We start from the raw sequence: 15,256 nt of genomic DNA, 5'->3' as shown, positions 1-15,256 counted from the left end.
CGGTCGAGTCCACGCTCAGATCAGGTCGCGGCCCTCGCGTCGTGCCTCACGCCACTCCTTGACGAAGCCCGCGGTGATCACGAACAGCACGATGCCCGCAAGCAGGGGCCAGACGAGCACGTAGACGGTCAACAGAATGCTTTCCATGGGGTCCTCCTTGGTCTCAGTGGGTCGGGTCGAGGTCGTCGTCGTGCGCAGCGGGCGCGACGTCGGCCCCCGGTGCACCTGAGGGGTCGAAGTCGCCGACCAGGCGGTCGATGTCGGCGAAGTCGAACTCCGTGTCCGCGGACCGGGACATCGCCCAGCACACGATGGTGCTGACGGCGTACGCGACCAGGGAGCCGCTCAGGGTGGCGTAGTCGGGAAGAAGACCAGCAGGAAGATGATGAGGGGGATGCTGAACTGGGCTGAGTCGAACCCGTCCATGACGTCGCCTTGTCGCTGTTCAGATGTGTGCCCGGAGCGCGAGTGCGCGCTCTCGTTAGCGCAGACCGGGAAACGGTCGGCGCGAGCCTGGATCGATCGATCGCGTGGGAAAACCGGTCCGGCTCGGTGACGAGTCAGGTCACGGAGGGTCCGGTCCAGCCTGATGGCTGTAGACGGCAAGCACCGTAGCATCGGGGTACTCGAACGGAGGAGGCACGTCATCTTGTGGAACGTTGCGATGGAGGCACGAGGCATGCATGAGCCTGATGGCGACCCGGGAGGAGTCAGTCACTGATGAGCTGCGTGTTCTGCGCGATCGTGGCGGGGGAGACCCCCGCCCACGTGGTGCTCGAGACCCCCACACTTCTGGCCTTCCTCGACCGGCGGCCGGTCTTCAAGGGCCACGTGCTGCTGGTGCCGAAGGAGCACGTGGTCACCCTGCCCGATCTCCCGGCAGCCTTGCGGGATCCGTTCCTCGAGGCCGGTCAGCGCCTGGCCACCGCGGCCGTGGACGCCCTCGCCGCTCAGGGCAGCTTCGTCGCGATGAACAACGTGGTGTCCCAGTCGGTCCCGCATCTGCACCTCCACGTCGTGCCCCGCACCAAGGGCGACGGGCTCCGTGGCTTCTTCTGGCCGCGCACGACCTACGCCGACGGTGAGGCCGGGGAGTACGCCGAACGGCTGCGCCGGGCGCTGTCCTAAGGTGGTCTCACCAGGCTCGACCACCGAGGTCGACACATCGAACACCACGGTCGACAGGCTCGACCACCACGAACGAGGAGTAGGCATGGCGCGCTTTGACGGACGAGTGGCAGTGGTCACCGGGGCTGCCCGCGGCATCGGTTTCGCCACCGCGAAGCGATTCGCCGACGAGGGTGCCGCCGTCGCCATCATCGACCTCGACGAGGCAGCCGCCAGTGAGGCTGCCGGCAAGCTCGGCGATGGCGTGAAGTCGGTCGGGATCGGTGCCGACGTCAGTGACGCAGCCTCCGTCGACGCCGCCGTGGAGCGCGTCGTCACCGAGCTCGGTGGCATCCACATCCTGGTCAACAACGCCGGCATCACCCGCGACAACCTGCTGTTCAAGATGACCGAGCAGGACTGGGACCTGGTCATGGGGGTGCACCTCAAGGGCGCGTTCCTGATGACCAAGGCCGCGCAGAAACACTTCGTCGAGCAGAAGTACGGCAAGATCGTGAACCTCTCCAGCGTCTCCGCGCTGGGCAACCGCGGCCAGGCGAACTACTCGGCCGCCAAGATGGGCGTGCAGGGCTTCACCCGCACCCTGGGCATCGAGCTCGGCCCGTTCGGCATCAACGCCAATGCGATCGCCCCCGGATTCATCGCGACCGAGATGACCGACGCCACCGCCGCCCGCCTCAAGATGGACGTCGAGGAGTTCCGCAAGCTCAACGCCGAGGCGAACCCGGTGCGCCGGGTCGGATTCCCCGAGGACATCGCCGCCGCGGCCGCCTTCCTGGCCAGTGACGAGGCGTCGTACATCACCGGCCAGACGCTGTACGTCGACGGGGGCGCCAAGCTCGGCTGATCTCGGTCTTCGTCACACTTCGGTGATTTCCGGGGGCGGTGGCGCTTAGTCTCAACGCGCACAACTCCACACACCGCTCCCGGACAACGCCGAGTCCTGCCCCGTCCGTGAGCGTCCCGTGACTCAGACATGGGGGCAGGAGTGGGGGACCCACAGGTTCCACGCGGGGCCGGTCGAGAGGCCGTCCCGCTCGGGGTGAAGTCATCGTGCGATGGCAGGACACCTTCCAGTCCCAACCCGACAGCTCACCTCACAGGCGTGGGAAAGGAACCCCTCCATGCCTGCGACCCCTCGCATGCCCGCACGCCTGCGCGCACTTCTGGTGCTGCCGTTGATGGTCCTCTCGCTGCTTGTGGCCGGCACCATGGCCGAGCCGCCCACCGCCGAAGCCCAGGCGCTCTCCCGGGCCCAGCGCATCCACCTGGCCTACAACGTGGCCACCCGGCAGATCGGGGACCCCTACAGGTACGGCGCCGCCGGGCCGGGTGCCTTCGACTGCTCCGGGTTGATCCACTACAGCTTCCGCAAGGCGGGCTTCCGGGCCATGCCGCGTACGTCGAGCGCGCAGTACCGCTTCACCCGCCACATCAGGAAGCGGAACCTGCGCCAGGGCGACCTGGTCTTCTTCCACAGCGGCGGCCGGGTCTACCACGCGGCGATCTACGTGGGCCGCAAGAGCGGTCGCGTGGTGATCCTGCACGCGCCCCGCAGCGGCACGCGGGTTCGCCGTGAGTTCGCCTGGACACCTTCTTTCTACGCCGGCACCCTGCGTGGCCGGTGACCGCCTGATCTGAATTGCCCGAGGGCGCGCCTCCCCACAATCGGGGGACGCGCCCTCACACTTTGAAACTGAATCAATGTTGTAGACGATCGGAGAACTTCGTGCGCCGTGTCCATCCCTCTTCCCTGGCTGCCGGCCTCGCTGCTGCCCTGGCCCTGAGCCTCACGCTGACCGCCTGTGGCGGAGACGACAAGGACGACAAGGCCGGCAACGATCCGAAGGGCACCGCCAACGCCGAGGTGCTCGAGGGCACCTGGCCGCTCACCGGCGAAGACGTCAAGGGCGACGACTCGTCGGCCAAGAACCACCCGGTCTACGTGGTCAAGATCGACAACACCGGCAGCAGCGCGCCGCAGATCGGACTCGGGTCGGCCGACATGGTCGTCGAGGAGCTGGTCGAGGGTGGCAGCACCCGACTGGCCGCGTTCTTCTACTCGAAGATTCCCACCAACTCCGGGCCGGTGCGCTCGATGCGCGCCTCCGACATCGGCATCGTGGCGCCGGTCGACGGTGAGATGGTGACCAGCGGCGCCGCCGGGGTGACCATCAGCCGGATCACCGGTGCCGGCATCAAGTTCCACCAGGAGGGTGCGACCGGGTTCTACCGCGACTCGGGCCGCTCGGCTCCCTACAACCTCTTCGTCGACCTGGCCAAGCTGGCCAAGGCCGGATCGAAGGGGGAGGAGAAGCGTCCCGAGGACTACCTGCCCTGGGGTGAGGCCAAGGACCTGCCGAAGGGCCAGCCCGCGACCTCGGTGACGGCGTCCTTCTCGGGAGGCCACTCCACCGACTGGGCCTTCGAGGGCGGCACGTACCACAACCAGAACACCCACGCCGCCGACGGCGACGAGTTCGACGCCGACACGGTGCTCGTGCTCAAGGTGCAGGTCGGCGACGCCGGCTACAAGGACCCGGCCGGCAACTTCGTGCCCGAGACCAAGTTCCACGGCACGGGCGAGGCCACCGTGTTCCACCAGGGCAGGGCCGTGCGCGGCACCTGGAGCAAGAAGAAGGCAGAGAGCGCGATCCAGCTGAAGACCAAGGGTGGGGAGCTGAAGATCCCCGCCGGTCACGTGTGGATCGAGCTGGTGCCCACCGACGGGGGCGGCGTCACCTTCAAGTGAGGCCCCCAGCCTGACGGCTGACCGGCGCCCTGGTCGAGGGTCCCTCTCGGGTCACTCCGCCAGGGCGCTGCTGTTTCCCGTGACCGGGTCGACGAACTCGATTCCCTGGTCGACGAGGCTGCGCAGGCCCATCAGCATGAAGCCGATGGCGGCCTCGACCCGGGCGCTCGCCGCTTCGGGGTCGTCGGACGCGGCGACGCCTTCCCCGGCGCTGCTGAGCGCGCCGAAGAAGATCCGGCTGAAGGTGTCGATCATCGGCTGATCCAACTCCCACGGGCCCGCCGAGAGCACGTTGTTGACGACCTCGAGCACGATCGCGAACGAGGAACGTTCCTCTTGTTCGCGGAAGCGTTCGTAGCCGAGGACCGCCGGGCCCTCCTGGATGACCACCCGCCGGTAGGTGGGGTCCTGGACGACATCGAGGAAGGCGCGCAGTCCGGCCGACGCCTTCCGCCAGGGGTCCTTGACGCCCTTGACTGCTTTGGCGATGCTCGCCGCGGCCTCCGTCTCGATGCGTTCGAAGACTGCCTCGAAGACCGCCTGCTTGCCGCTGTAGTGATGGTAGAGCGCGCCCTTGGTCACCTGGGCCGCTGCGACGATCGAGTCGAGCGACGTGGCGGCGTACCCGTGCTCGGTGAACAGCTCGCTGGCGGCCTCGACCAGGGCCCGCTTCGTGCTGGAGGAGTACTGCTGGCGCCGGGTGGCGCCGGGCAGGTCCGGAAGTGTCGGGAGGCTGGGAATCAGACGCTTCGCTGCGGACTTGCTCATTGCCTCAGCATAGAGCGACCGCGCGCGGACCTGTGGTCGAGGTCACGCGGCGGCGGTTTGCGTGCTGTCGGTCGGGTACATACTCTTAGTACGTACCGCCGGTACGTGAAATCGAAAGGAGCTGCACCATGACCTGGGAAGCCTTTCACCACCGCGGAGATGTCCTCCGCCGTGTCTTCGACGAAGTCCGCACGCGCCGGGACGGAACCCTCCCGATGGACGTGCCGGGTGTCGCCGAGACCTTCCGTGACGAGCTCGATCTCCTCGGCGCCCTCCAGCTCCGCTGGTCCAGTCGTCTGAGCGGCAAGATCGAGCGTGAACTGTCCCATCAGCCGATGGACCTCGAGGCGGCGGTGATCGCCGCCTGGCGTGCCACCGCGGACGAGCTGCCCGGGATCCGCGAGATCCAGGACACCTACCGGGCCGCGCCCGTCGACGCACCGATGGCCGATGCGATGGCCAGGGCCGCCGCCAAGGAGCGCCAGCTGCTCGCCGTGATGGCGGGTCGGGTCTCCGCGCTGGAGGTCGACGCGCACGGTGCCCGCGTGGGTGCCGAGATCGAAGCCGCTGCTCGTGCTGGCTATCAGCTGCCTGCACCCGCTCCGGGCCCCGGAAACGTTCGTTTCCTCGACCGCCTACGGGCGGCCCTCGCCGCCTGACGGCGAACCCTGAACCGACCGACCCCGGTGTCGACGCACCCGCGGACTCTCCCTCCGCACCTCCCTCCCTCCCCGCGTCGGCCCCGGGGTCCGTCGTTGTTTGCGGCATGCTGGAGTCATGGAACCGAGCGCGGGCACCTTGTTGGTCGCTGCCGCCGAGCTCAGTGATCCCAACTTCGGCGGCTCCGTGGTCCTGCTCCTCGATGCGGACCAGGACGGCGCACTGGGCGTCGTGCTCAACCGTCCCTCGATGCTGCTGGTCGCCGACGTCCTGCGCCCGTGGGCCGACGTGGTGACCGAGCCCGAGGTCCTCTTCGTCGGGGGCCCGGTGGCCACCGACGGCGCCCTGGCGGTGGCCCGTCTCGCCGACCCCGAAGACGAGCCCGTGGGTTTCCGGACCTCGTTCGCCGACGTGGGTCTGATCGACCTGGACTCGCCGGTCGAGCTGGTCGACGGCAGTGTCTGCGAGGTGCGGGTGTTCGCCGGCTACGCCGGCTGGGGTGCCGGCCAGCTGGAGGCAGAGATCGCCGAGGGCAGCTGGTACGTCGTCCCTGCCCTGACCGCCGACCTGTTCCGTGAGGACACCACCACCCTGCGGCGCGACGTGCTGAGGCGCCAGCCCGGAGAGCTGGCGTGGGTATCGACACGTCCGGCCGACCCCATGCAGAACTGACTTCTGACATAGAGTGGTGCGCGTGAGCCAGCCCATCGGATTCAACCAGACAGACGTTCTCGAGGACCGTCGTACGGTCCCGACCGACGAGGGTGACCACGAGCGGTTCTCGCACTATGCGCCCAAGGACAAGGTCATGGAGGCCATGGTCATGGGCACGCCGGTGACCGCGCTGTGCGGCAAGACCTGGGTGCCGAGCCGGTCGCCGGAGAAGTTCCCGGTGTGCCCGGAGTGCAAGGAGATCTGGGAGAGCCTGCCGCACAACGGGGGAGACTCCGAGTGACGGGAACCCCACCCGCCCACCCGTCCGACATCGCAGCCTCCGTTCCGCTCACACCCGCGTGGCCCCACCATGCCGCCTGGGGGACCGCGCAGTCGCTGCGCGCCTGGCAGACCGCGGCGCTCGAGCAGTACTTCAGCCGCAACCCGCGCGACTTCCTGGCCGTGGCCACACCCGGTGCCGGCAAGACCACGTTCGCGCTGACCGTGGCCGCCGAGCTGCTCGGCCGTCGCGTCATCGACCGGATCACGATCATCGCGCCGACCGAGCACCTCAAGACGCAGTGGGCCGAGGCGGCCGCGCGGGCCGGGATCCCGATCGACCCGAACTACTCGGCCGGGCAGGGCAAGACCTCCAAGGACTACGTCGGCATCGCGATCACCTACGCCGGGGTCGCGGTCAACCCGCTGGCGCACCGCATCCGCACCGAGCGCTTCAAGACCCTGGTGATCCTCGACGAGGTGCACCACGCCGGTGACGCCCTCTCCTGGGGTGACGGTGTGCGCGAGGCGTTCGAGCCGGCGCACCGTCGCCTGGCCCTGACCGGCACGCCGTTCCGCTCCGACACGAACCCGATCCCGTTCGTCACCTATGTGCCCGCGCCCGAGCTCGGCCCCGGCGCGATGGTCTCGGTGGCCGACTACACCTACGGCTACGGCCAGGCGCTGGCCGACCACGTGGTCAGGCCGGTGCTGTTCATGGCCTACTCCGGCGAGATGCAGTGGCGCACCCGGGCCGGTGACGAGATCTCCGCGCGACTCGGCGAGCCGCTGACCAAGGACCAGAACGCCCAGGCGCTGCGCACGGCACTCGATCCGGCCGGGTCATGGATGCCCTCGGTGCTGCAGGCGGCCGACCGGCGGCTCTCCGAGGTGCGCCGCCACGTGCCCGACGCCGGAGGGCTGGTGATTGCCAACGACCAGGACTCCGCGCGCTCCTACGCCAAGCTGCTCAAGGCGATCAGCGGCGAGTCGCCCACCGTCGTACTCTCCGACGAGAAGGCCGCGTCGAAGAAGATCGCCGCGTTCACCGACTCCGAGGACCGCTGGATGGTCGCGGTGCGGATGGTCTCCGAGGGCGTCGACGTGCCACGCCTGGCCGTCGGGGTCTACGCCACGATGATCTCGACCCCGCTGTTCTTCGCCCAGGCCGTGGGGCGCTTCGTGCGTGCCCGTCGCCGTGGTGAGACCGCGTCGGTGTTCCTGCCCTCGGCGCCCAACCTGCTGGTGCACGCCTCCGAGATGGAGGTCGAGCGCGATCACGTGCTGGGCCGCAAGGTCACCGACGAGGACGACATCTTCGCCGCCGAGGACGACCTGATGAACCAGGCCAACGCCACCGAGTCCGCCTCGGGCGACGAGGCGCTGGGCCCGTGGGAGGCCCTCGGCTCGCAGGCGACCTTCGACCGGGTGCTCTACGACGGCGGCGAGTTCGGCCATGAGGGCGAGGTCAGTGTGGGCTCCGAGGAGGAGATGGACTTCCTCGGCATACCGGGGCTGCTCGAGCCCGACCAGGTGCGCGACCTGTTGCGCACCCGCCAGTCCGAGCGGGCCGCCAAGACCAAGAAGCCGAAGCCGGCCGAGGGCGACTCCGTCGCGCGGGTCTCCACCCACGAGCAGCTGGCGATCCTCCGTCGCGAGCTCAACGGACTGGTGGCGGCCTGGTTTCACCGCACCGGGCAGCCGCACGGCGTCACGCACGCCGCACTCCGCAAGGAGACCGGGGGGCCGGCGGCGGCCGTGGCCACCGCCGACCTGCTGCACAAGCGCATCGACACGTTGCGCGAGTGGGCCGTCCGCAAGACCTCCTGATCCGGGCCGGCGGGTCACGAAAATCGGCGCGCTGCACGGCCTGCGCGACCGACGAAGAACGCTAGGGTCGTCCCATGGCCACCGAGACGTCGCAGACCCTCGATCGAGGACTCCACGTCTTGCGCGTGCTGGCCGGCACCCAGTCCGGGCTCACTGTCACCGAGCTCGCAGCGCGCCTCGAGGTCAACCGCACCGTGGTCTACCGACTGGTGGCCACTCTCGAGCAGCATGCGCTGGTGCGCCGTGACGCCCGGGGCCGCCTGCACGTCGGGCTGGGTGTGCTGCACCTGGCGTCGGCCGTGCAGCCGGTGCTGCGCGACATCAGTGTCCCCGTGCTGCGCCAGCTCGCGGAGTCCACGGGCTGCACGGCGCACCTGACCGTCGCCGACGGTGAGGAGGCGCTGGCCCTGGCCGTTGTCGAGCCCTCGTGGACCGACTTCCACGTGGCCTACCGGGTCGGAGCCCGGCACCCGCTCTCGCAGGGCGCGGCGGGCAAGGCGATCCTGCTCGGCCGCGAGGCCAGCGCGCATCGCTATGCGGTGACCGCGGGGGAGCTGCAGGCCGGTGCCAAGGGCATCGCCGCCGCCGTCCGCGGGGTCGACGGGCTCGAAGCGTCGGTCGGCATCGTCACCCTGGGCGCCCTGGACGTGGAGAAGGTGGGCCCCCGTGTCGCCGCGGCGGCCGCCGAGGTCGCCACCCGCCTCGCCTAGCTGAGCCTAGCCGCGAGTTGTGGGTTTTCGTCGCTCGAGTTGTTGACTGTCGTCGACCCGGGTCAGCGGGAGCACCCGGAACGGGATCTGCTCGGCGAGCGCGATCACCGTGGTGGAGCGGACGATCGCGGGGTCGGCCAGCACCCGGTCGATCACCCGCTGCAGGTCGGCGTTGGAGCGGGCCACCACGCGCACCCACATGTCGCCGGCACCGGTGATCGTGTGGGCCTCGAGCACCTCGGCGATCTCCTCGAGCTTGCGGGCCACGCTGTCGTGACCCCCGAGGTCGGCCGAGTCCTGGCGGATCTCGAGGGTCAGGAACGCAGTGACCGGGTAGCCCAGGGCCGCGGGCTCGAGGTCGGGCCCCCACCCGGTGACCACCCCCGTGGCGGCCAGCTTGTCCAGCCGGGCCTGCACCGTTCCGCGGGCCACGCCGAGTCGGCGAGAGGCCTCGAGCACGCCGACCCGCGGCTCGTTCGCGAAGAGGTCGAGCAATGTGACATCCAGCGCGTCCATCTCACTCCTCAGATTGAGCAATGTGCACAGTGTTTCGACGTACTGTTGCACACCTTGTCGCCGGTCGACAGGCTGAACGCATGACGACGACCGCATCCTCCGGTGGCGCACTGACCGCTGACGAACTCAAGGCCGACCTGACCCTCGACCAGCTCAAGCAGCTCGTCGGGCTCGTGGAGTACGACGCCAGCAGCGACCCGTTCCCGGTGATCGCCCAGGACGCGGTGTGCTTCGTGGTGGGCAACGCGACCCAGACCGCGACCTTCTACCAGCTGGCGCTCGGCATGGAGCTGGAGGCCTACCGCGGCCCCGAGAACGGCTGTCGCGACTCCAAGTCCTACGTGCTGCGCTCCGGCTCGGCGCGCTTCGTGTTCACCGGCGGCGTCACGCCCGACAGTCCGGTCCTCGACCACCACCGGCACCACGGCGACGGCGTCGTCGACCTCGCCATCGAGGTGCCCGACGTCGACAAGTGCATCGAGCACGCGCGCTCCCAGGGCGCCACGATCCTGGTCGAGCCGCACGACGAGACCGACGAGCACGGCACCGTCCGCAGCGCCGCCATCGCGACGTACGGCGAGACCCGGCACACCCTGGTCGACCGGTCGAAGTACGACGGCCCCTACCTGCCGGGGTACGTCGCCCGCTCCACCACCGTGACCCGTCGTGAGGGCCACCCGAAGCGGCTCTTCCAGGCCGTCGACCACTGCGTCGGCAACGTCGAGCTGGGCCGGATGGACGAGTGGGTCACCTTCTACAACAAGGTCATGGGCTTCACGAACATGGCCGAGTTCATCGGCGACGACATCGCCACCGACTACTCCGCGCTGATGTCCAAGGTCGTGGCCAGCGGCAACCACCGGGTGAAGTTCCCGCTCAACGAGCCGGCGATCGCGCAGAAGAAGTCGCAGATCGACGAGTACCTCGAGTTCTACGACGGCGCGGGCTGCCAGCACATCGCGCTGGCCACCAACGACATCCTTCGCAGCGTCGACATCCTGCGCGACAACGGCATCGAGTTCCTCGACACGCCTGACTCCTACTACGACGACCCCGAGCTGCGCGCCCGCATCGGTGAGGTGCGGGTGCCGATCGAGGAGCTGAAGAAGCGCAAGATCCTGGTCGACCGCGACGAGGACGGCTACCTGCTCCAGATCTTCACCAAGCCGATGGGCGACCGGCCGACGGTGTTCTACGAATTCATCGAGCGGCACGGCTCGCTGGGCTTCGGCAAGGGCAACTTCAAGGCGCTCTTCGAGGCCATCGAGCGTGAGCAGGACGCCCGCGGCAACCTCTGACTCCGCCCTGGGAAGCCGGGCCGGGGATACTTCGGGAGTGACGCCAGCCCTCGATCCCCGTTCCGCGCGAGTCCTGGTGGTGCTGCCGATCGTGCTGGCCATGCTCAGCATGATCGGCCCGTTCAGCATCGACACGCCCTTCCCGGCGTTCGACCAGATGCGCGACGAGTTCGAGGTCGAGGCCGGCCAGTTGCAGCTGGTGGTCACCGTCTACATGCTCTCGTTCGCGGCGATGAGCATCTTCCACGGCCCGCTCTCCGATGCTCTGGGCCGGCGCCCGGTGATCATCGGGTCGGTCAGCGTGTACGTCGTCGCGTCCGTCGGGTGTGCCCTCGCGCCGTCGCTGGGCTGGCTGTTGGTCGGCCGAGCCGTTCAAGGACTCTCGGCGGGCGGCTCCACGATCGTCAGTCGCACCGTGATCCGCGACGTGTTCGACGGCCCTCAGGCGCAGCGGCTGATGAGCCGGGTGGCGATGATCTTCGGGCTGGCGCCCGCGATCGCGCCGATCGTCGGCGGAGGCCTGCTGCAACTGGGGCCGTGGCATCTCGTCTTCTGGTTCATGGGGGTGCTCGGCCTCGTGCTGGTCGCCGCGACGCTCTTCGTGCTCCCCGAGACGCATCCGCCCTCGGCTCGGGTCCCGCTGCGGGTGGGGGAGATCCTGCGCGGCATCGGCGAAGTCGTGCGCCAGCCGGCCTTCCACCGGGTCGCGTGGGCCAGCACCTTCGTCTTCGGTGCCCAGTTCCTCTACATCGGCGGCGCTGCGATCTTCGTGGTCGACGTCCTGGGCGAGGGTGAGCTCGACTTCTGGAAGCTCTTCGTCCCGATGATCGGCGCGATGGTGCTCGGCTCATGGGTGAGTGGCCGGACCGCGGGGATCGTGGAGCCGGTGCGACTGGTCACCCTCGGATTCGCTGTCGCCCTCGTCGGTGCCTCGGTGGGAGTCGCGGTGTCGCTGACCGGCCTGGGCAACGAGTTGCCGTGGGCCGTCGTCGGTGTGACCGCGTTGGCCTTCGGCAACGGACTCGGCTATCCGATCCTGCAGCTGATGATGCTCGACCTGCTGCCCATGCGCCGCGGAGCGATGATGTCGGGTGCCACGTTCGTGACGCTCGTCTTCAACGCGATGGTGGCCGTGGCAGTCACGCCGTACGTCGGCAGCTCGGCACTGGGTTTCTCGCTCACTGCGTTGGCCCTCGTGGTGCTCGGGGCGCTGTGCTGGGCATGGCACCGCCGGGCACTGGCCCGGGGAACGGTGCCACAGCTGGTGTGACCCGCTGGGCCACGACGGTCCCGGCGGCCTTGTCGTGCAGGGCCTGGCGTCGGGGGTTGCCCAGCGCCCACAAGCAGTCCACCAGGATCCAGCCCCAGGTGCCGAGCAAGGCGACGAGCAGCCAGCCCGATCCTCCTTCGGTGTCCTCGGTGGACGCGGGGAGCAGCGCCAGGACGCCGATCAGGATGACGACGCCCTCCTGGACGCCGAGTCGACGAAGGATCAGTGACCAGGTCAAACTGCCCGGCCCGGTGGCCGGTTGGATCGAGAGACGGCACAGCAGCTTCGCCGGGGTCGCGGAGAGCCCCCGCCACCACAGTGCGAACCAGACGGGCAGGGCCAGGAGGCCGATGATCATCGCGAGTGGTGTGGGCAGGAACCACGTGGCGAGAAGCAGGACCAGGTTCAACGGCACCAGGAGCACGGTGTCGAGAACGTAGAGCCACATGCGTGTCGAGAACCTCGCGATGACGTAGTGAGTCATGGGTTCGGCCGAGATCTGGGTCATGCCAGGACGCTAGAACGGAACCGGCCGGGCCCGCAGAAGTTGTCCACAGCCCCGGCCGGGTCGTCGTACGACGGGGGTCAGTCCAGGTCGCCGACCAGCACCGCCTCGGCCTCGTCGGTGCTGTGCGTCGCGGGGGTGCCGTGCAGGGCCCGGCGGATGGTCGGCGTTCCGGCGACGACGATCGCCACGCCGATGAAGATCGCCACTGCTCCGAACCAGAAGGGGGCATGGATGCTGACCTTCTCGCCCAGCTTGAGGGCGACGTAGGGACCGACCGCGCCCCCGGCGAACCGCACGAAGGAATAGGCCGACGACGCCACCGGCCGCTCGACCGGCGCGGCCCCCATCACGGCCTCGGTGACCAGAGTGTTGTTCACGCCGAGGAATGCGCCGGCCACGATGATGCCGACCACGATGACGATCTCGTGCTGGGTGAACAGCGCCATCACCAGCAGGTCGCACCCGAAGAGGATCAGGCAGGCGATCATCGTGGGCATGGTGCCGAAGCGGCGCTGCAGCACCGGCGCGACAACCACGGAGGTGAAGGCCAGCAGGACGCCCCACCCGAAGAAGATCCAGCCGATCTGCATGATCCCGGCACTCGGCAGGGCGAACGGCCCGGCGGCCAGGATGGTGAAGAAGCCGAGGTTGTAGAAGATCGCGGTCAGGGCGAGCAGAAGCAGCGCCGGGTGGGCGAGGGCTCGGAACGGGTCGGCGAGCGACGTGCGTCGCCCGGTCGGGGGAGTGGCCGGAAGGAAGACCGCGGTCGCCACCAGCGCGATCGTCATCAGCGTCGAGACACCGAAGAACGGGGCGCGCCACGAGTGCTCACCGAGCAGCCCGCCCAGGAGCGGGCCGGAGGCGATGCCGAGACCGAGTGCGGCCTCGAACAGGATGATCGCCTGGGCCACCGATCCCTTCGAGGCCTGCACGATCGTGGCCAGTGCGGTCGCGACGAACAGCGCGTTGCCCAGGCCCCAGCCGGCGCGGAAGGCGATCACCGCGCTGACCGAGCCCGAGGCACCGGCCAGTCCGGCGAACACGATGATCAGGACCAGTCCGCTGAGCAGGGTTCTCTTGGGGCCGATCCGGCTGGAGACCACGCCGGTGATCAGCATGGCCACGCCCATCACGGCCATGTAGCTGGTGAACAGCAGCGAGACCTGGCTGGGCGAGGCCTCGAGCTTCTCGGCGATCTGCTTGAGGATCGGGTCGACGAGGCCGATCCCCATGAAGGCGATCACGGAGGCGAACGCGACGGCCCAGACTGCGCGGGGCTGGCGGAAGGTGTCGCTGAACCGGTCGGTGGTTGCTGGGGTGGTCACTGCGTGCCTTTCAAGGAGGTGCTCTCGAGGACCCCGCGCAGCACGGCGACCGCCGTGGCGAGGTCGTCGGGGGTCAGGGTGGGGTGCGAGTCGATGGCCTCGGCGACGGCCTCGGCGTTGCGGCGGCGTACGACGCCCAGGGCATCGCGCCCGGCGTCGGTCAGTCGCACCAGGGATGCGCGGGCATCTTTCGGATCGGGGGTCTTGGAGACCCAGCCACGCTCCACGAGACCCGCGACGGCGCCGGACATCGTGGGCTGGGAGGTGCGGTCGTACGTCGCGAGTTGGCTGATGCCGCTGGGCCCGTGCTCATCGAGCAACGACAGGACGCGTACGCCGGCCGGTGGGGTGTGGTGCACGTGCTGGCGTGAGGCACGAACCAGGCGAGCAGCGTAGGTGACGAGGTCGCCCCCGGAGGTGAGGAGCCGCTCGGATGGTTGTGCCATGCAGACAAGTTTACATAGGAAGCCTATGCAATGCGATCCGATGTGACGCAGGAGTCAGAACGGGGGTCTTCCTGTGCCCGAGATGCGGAAGCGTCCCCACGGGTCGACATCGGTGATGCGGCCCGTCGCCGACGACGTGCCGATGGTCAGCGCGACCGAGGTGCCGGACGTGCAGGAGTCGGTCAGTGTCTGGTTCGTGGCGATGCGGCCGTACCAGTGGAGGTGCCCGTCGATCGGCTCGAAGACGCTGCGCAGGGTCACCCGAACCTCGATCCGCAACTCGCCGGTGGACAGGCGCGCCGCGCCGTCGTACTCGTCCGCCCTCGGCGCGACCTCGAGAGGGGGTGCGCTCATTGCCGACGCCCCTTCGTGATCGGCGTCGGTTGGTCGTCAGCCCGAGGCGGACGGTGCGCGTCGAGCTCGGTCAGGGGGACGCCGTACTCCTCGGAGATGCCCTCGAAGGCGTGCCGCACGAACGCGGAGAGATAGCGGGCCGCGGCCTCGCGGGACATGGTCTGACGACTCAGCCACCACTCCCCGGTGCTGAGCCCGAGCCCCACGAGCCCGTGCGACCAGGGCTCGGCGCCGGCGGAGTCGACGCCGAGCCCGCGAAGGGTGTCGCCGAGGATTCGCGCGAACGTCGTGGCGATGCGCTGCTTGCCGTCGGCCAGCGGGTCGGCGCCGTCGGCGCGATGGCGCACCAGCAGAAGGAACACCTGGGGGTGCTCGGCAATGGTGGCCAGGTAGGCGTCGACAGCGTGCTCGACCTTGTCGCGGATCGGCGCCCCCGTGAGCAGCTCGGGGATCACGCGGTCGAGCACCTGGCGGGCGCCCCAGGCGCCGACCTCGGCGTGCAGCTCGGCCTTGTCGGCGAAGTAGCGATAGAGCACCGGCTTGCTGACCCCGGCCTCGGTGGCGATCTCGGCGATGCCGGCGTCCGGTCCGTGCCGGTCGATCGCTGCGACGGCGGCGTTGACGAACTCGGTGCGCCGCTGGTCGCGGTGGTCGTCCCAGCGGGTGGTGCGACCGTCGGTGGGTCCCTTGACGTTGCGTGCCATGTGAGCCACTGTAGCGGTAACCGTTACTCCAAGTAACATTTAAAGTCGGCCACG

General features: G+C 69.1%; 20 protein-coding genes and 1 riboswitch. Of the genes, 11 read left to right on the top strand and 9 right to left on the bottom strand.

Annotation, left to right across the window (positions count from 1 at the left end; translation table 11 throughout):
• Nucleotides 1–15 precede the first annotated feature (15 nt).
• Together NJ4_RS26285 and NJ4_RS26840 are read right to left on the bottom strand one after the other, a co-directional pair.
• Entirely contained in the window at nt 16–147 is a 132-nt protein-coding gene (locus NJ4_RS26285) for a putative transporter small subunit (RefSeq protein ID WP_217996708.1), read from the bottom strand.
• A gap of 16 nt (nt 148–163) precedes the next feature.
• Entirely contained in the window at nt 164–298 is a 135-nt protein-coding gene (locus tag NJ4_RS26840; protein WP_281178223.1) for a hypothetical protein, read from the bottom strand.
• Nucleotides 299–720: 422 nt separating this feature from the next.
• On the opposite strand from NJ4_RS26840, the gene NJ4_RS00885 reads away from it, so the two are divergent.
• The 4 genes from NJ4_RS00885 (at nt 721) to NJ4_RS00870 (ending at nt 3,880) form a co-directional block, all read left to right on the top strand.
• Entirely contained in the window at nt 721–1,128 is a 408-nt protein-coding gene (locus NJ4_RS00885) for an HIT family protein (protein ID WP_067428756.1), read from the top strand.
• An 85-nt stretch (nt 1,129–1,213) separates the two neighbouring features.
• Entirely contained in the window at nt 1,214–1,975 is a 762-nt protein-coding gene (locus tag NJ4_RS00880) for an SDR family NAD(P)-dependent oxidoreductase (protein ID WP_067429356.1), read from the top strand.
• Nucleotides 1,976–2,052: 77 nt separating this feature from the next.
• Nucleotides 2,053–2,247: riboswitch (cyclic di-AMP (ydaO/yuaA leader) on the top strand.
• 5 nt (nt 2,248–2,252) lie between these two features.
• Entirely contained in the window at nt 2,253–2,756 is a 504-nt protein-coding gene (locus NJ4_RS00875) for a C40 family peptidase (protein WP_082748051.1), read from the top strand.
• A 101-nt stretch (nt 2,757–2,857) separates the two neighbouring features.
• Nucleotides 2,858–3,880 (top strand): DUF3048 domain-containing protein, encoded by a 1,023-nt coding sequence (locus tag NJ4_RS00870; protein ID WP_067428750.1) that lies wholly within the window; start codon nt 2,858–2,860, stop codon nt 3,878–3,880.
• Between the two features lie 51 nt (nt 3,881–3,931).
• Here NJ4_RS00870 and NJ4_RS00865 read toward each other — a convergent pair whose 3' ends face one another.
• The gene (locus NJ4_RS00865) at nt 3,932–4,648 is read right to left on the bottom strand and encodes a TetR/AcrR family transcriptional regulator (RefSeq protein ID WP_067428747.1); all 717 of its coding nucleotides are present in this window, start codon (nt 4,646–4,648) and stop codon (nt 3,932–3,934) included.
• Between the two features lie 128 nt (nt 4,649–4,776).
• Here NJ4_RS00865 and NJ4_RS00860 point away from each other — a divergent pair, with 128 nt between their 5' ends.
• From NJ4_RS00860 to NJ4_RS00840, 5 genes are all read left to right on the top strand, one after another.
• Entirely contained in the window at nt 4,777–5,307 is a 531-nt protein-coding gene (locus tag NJ4_RS00860; RefSeq protein WP_067428744.1) for a hypothetical protein, read from the top strand.
• A gap of 118 nt (nt 5,308–5,425) precedes the next feature.
• On the top strand, nt 5,426–5,980 hold the full coding sequence (locus NJ4_RS00855; protein ID WP_067428742.1) for a YqgE/AlgH family protein: 555 nt from the start codon (nt 5,426–5,428) through the stop codon (nt 5,978–5,980).
• A 34-nt stretch (nt 5,981–6,014) separates the two neighbouring features.
• Nucleotides 6,015–6,263 (top strand): DUF3039 domain-containing protein, encoded by a 249-nt coding sequence (locus NJ4_RS00850; protein ID WP_067429353.1) that lies wholly within the window; start codon nt 6,015–6,017, stop codon nt 6,261–6,263.
• Nucleotides 6,260–8,071: a DEAD/DEAH box helicase gene (locus NJ4_RS00845; RefSeq protein WP_067428739.1), complete on the top strand. Its 1,812-nt coding sequence runs from the start codon at nt 6,260–6,262 to the stop codon at nt 8,069–8,071. Before NJ4_RS00850 ends, NJ4_RS00845 begins: the two co-directional genes overlap by 4 nt.
• 74 nt (nt 8,072–8,145) lie before the next feature.
• Entirely contained in the window at nt 8,146–8,781 is a 636-nt protein-coding gene (locus NJ4_RS00840; protein WP_067428735.1) for an IclR family transcriptional regulator, read from the top strand.
• 6 nt (nt 8,782–8,787) lie between these two features.
• On the opposite strand, the gene NJ4_RS00835 is transcribed toward NJ4_RS00840, so the two are convergent.
• On the bottom strand, nt 8,788–9,297 hold the full coding sequence (locus NJ4_RS00835) for an Lrp/AsnC family transcriptional regulator (RefSeq protein WP_067428733.1): 510 nt from the start codon (nt 9,295–9,297) through the stop codon (nt 8,788–8,790).
• An 80-nt stretch (nt 9,298–9,377) separates the two neighbouring features.
• On the opposite strand from NJ4_RS00835, the gene hppD reads away from it, so the two are divergent.
• Both hppD and NJ4_RS00825 read left to right on the top strand, forming a co-directional pair.
• Nucleotides 9,378–10,595, top strand: coding sequence for a 4-hydroxyphenylpyruvate dioxygenase (hppD, locus tag NJ4_RS00830; RefSeq protein ID WP_067428731.1), 1,218 nt, complete (start codon nt 9,378–9,380; stop codon nt 10,593–10,595).
• A 37-nt stretch (nt 10,596–10,632) separates the two neighbouring features.
• On the top strand, nt 10,633–11,865 hold the full coding sequence (locus NJ4_RS00825; protein WP_217996707.1) for a multidrug effflux MFS transporter: 1,233 nt from the start codon (nt 10,633–10,635) through the stop codon (nt 11,863–11,865).
• Here NJ4_RS00825 and NJ4_RS00820 read toward each other — a convergent pair.
• The 5 genes from NJ4_RS00820 to NJ4_RS00800 all read right to left on the bottom strand — a co-directional run bounded on the left by NJ4_RS00820 (nt 11,774) and on the right by NJ4_RS00800 (nt 15,202).
• Entirely contained in the window at nt 11,774–12,373 is a 600-nt protein-coding gene (locus NJ4_RS00820; RefSeq protein WP_067428728.1) for an RDD family protein, read from the bottom strand. The two genes, NJ4_RS00825 and NJ4_RS00820, sit on opposite strands and share 92 nt — an antisense overlap.
• Before the next feature lie 77 nt (nt 12,374–12,450).
• Complete coding sequence (locus tag NJ4_RS00815; protein WP_082748049.1) at nt 12,451–13,698, bottom strand: MFS transporter; 1,248 nt, start codon at nt 13,696–13,698, stop codon at nt 12,451–12,453.
• Nucleotides 13,695–14,144: a MarR family winged helix-turn-helix transcriptional regulator gene (locus NJ4_RS00810; RefSeq protein ID WP_067428726.1), complete on the bottom strand. Its 450-nt coding sequence runs from the start codon at nt 14,142–14,144 to the stop codon at nt 13,695–13,697. Before NJ4_RS00810 ends, NJ4_RS00815 begins: the two co-directional genes overlap by 4 nt.
• A gap of 54 nt (nt 14,145–14,198) precedes the next feature.
• Nucleotides 14,199–14,498, bottom strand: a complete 300-nt coding sequence (locus tag NJ4_RS00805; protein ID WP_067428724.1) for a DUF4873 domain-containing protein — start codon at nt 14,496–14,498, stop codon at nt 14,199–14,201.
• Nucleotides 14,495–15,202 carry a TetR/AcrR family transcriptional regulator gene (locus NJ4_RS00800; RefSeq protein WP_067428721.1) on the bottom strand — a complete coding sequence of 236 codons (708 nt, stop codon included), beginning with the start codon at nt 15,200–15,202 and terminating at the stop codon, nt 14,495–14,497. The genes NJ4_RS00805 and NJ4_RS00800 overlap by 4 nt, the downstream gene beginning before the upstream one ends.
• Nucleotides 15,203–15,256 lie beyond the last annotated feature (54 nt).

This window comes from Nocardioides jensenii JCM 1364 = NBRC 14755 (genome assembly GCF_001552535.1).
In the GTDB taxonomy this organism is placed as follows: domain Bacteria; phylum Actinomycetota; class Actinomycetes; order Propionibacteriales; family Nocardioidaceae; genus Nocardioides; species Nocardioides jensenii.
Note: the sequence above shows the minus strand (reverse complement) of the source record. Positions and strands in the feature narration are given on the sequence as shown.

Coding starts and splice junctions, on each gene's coding strand:
- NJ4_RS26285 (WP_217996708.1), bottom strand. CDS start 147: ATGGAAAGCATTCTGTTGACCGTCTACGTGCTCGTCTGGCCCCTGCTT.
- NJ4_RS26840 (WP_281178223.1), bottom strand. CDS start 298: ATGTCCCGGTCCGCGGACACGGAGTTCGACTTCGCCGACATCGACCGC.
- NJ4_RS00885 (WP_067428756.1), top strand. CDS start 721: ATGAGCTGCGTGTTCTGCGCGATCGTGGCGGGGGAGACCCCCGCCCAC.
- NJ4_RS00880 (WP_067429356.1), top strand. CDS start 1,214: ATGGCGCGCTTTGACGGACGAGTGGCAGTGGTCACCGGGGCTGCCCGC.
- NJ4_RS00875 (WP_082748051.1), top strand. CDS start 2,253: ATGCCTGCGACCCCTCGCATGCCCGCACGCCTGCGCGCACTTCTGGTG.
- NJ4_RS00865 (WP_067428747.1), bottom strand. CDS start 4,648: ATGAGCAAGTCCGCAGCGAAGCGTCTGATTCCCAGCCTCCCGACACTT.
- NJ4_RS00860 (WP_067428744.1), top strand. CDS start 4,777: ATGACCTGGGAAGCCTTTCACCACCGCGGAGATGTCCTCCGCCGTGTC.
- NJ4_RS00855 (WP_067428742.1), top strand. CDS start 5,426: ATGGAACCGAGCGCGGGCACCTTGTTGGTCGCTGCCGCCGAGCTCAGT.
- NJ4_RS00840 (WP_067428735.1), top strand. CDS start 8,146: ATGGCCACCGAGACGTCGCAGACCCTCGATCGAGGACTCCACGTCTTG.
- NJ4_RS00835 (WP_067428733.1), bottom strand. CDS start 9,297: ATGGACGCGCTGGATGTCACATTGCTCGACCTCTTCGCGAACGAGCCG.
- hppD (WP_067428731.1), top strand. CDS start 9,378: ATGACGACGACCGCATCCTCCGGTGGCGCACTGACCGCTGACGAACTC.
- NJ4_RS00820 (WP_067428728.1), bottom strand. CDS start 12,373: ATGACCCAGATCTCGGCCGAACCCATGACTCACTACGTCATCGCGAGG.
- NJ4_RS00810 (WP_067428726.1), bottom strand. CDS start 14,144: ATGGCACAACCATCCGAGCGGCTCCTCACCTCCGGGGGCGACCTCGTC.
- NJ4_RS00805 (WP_067428724.1), bottom strand. CDS start 14,498: ATGAGCGCACCCCCTCTCGAGGTCGCGCCGAGGGCGGACGAGTACGAC.
- NJ4_RS00800 (WP_067428721.1), bottom strand. CDS start 15,202: ATGGCACGCAACGTCAAGGGACCCACCGACGGTCGCACCACCCGCTGG.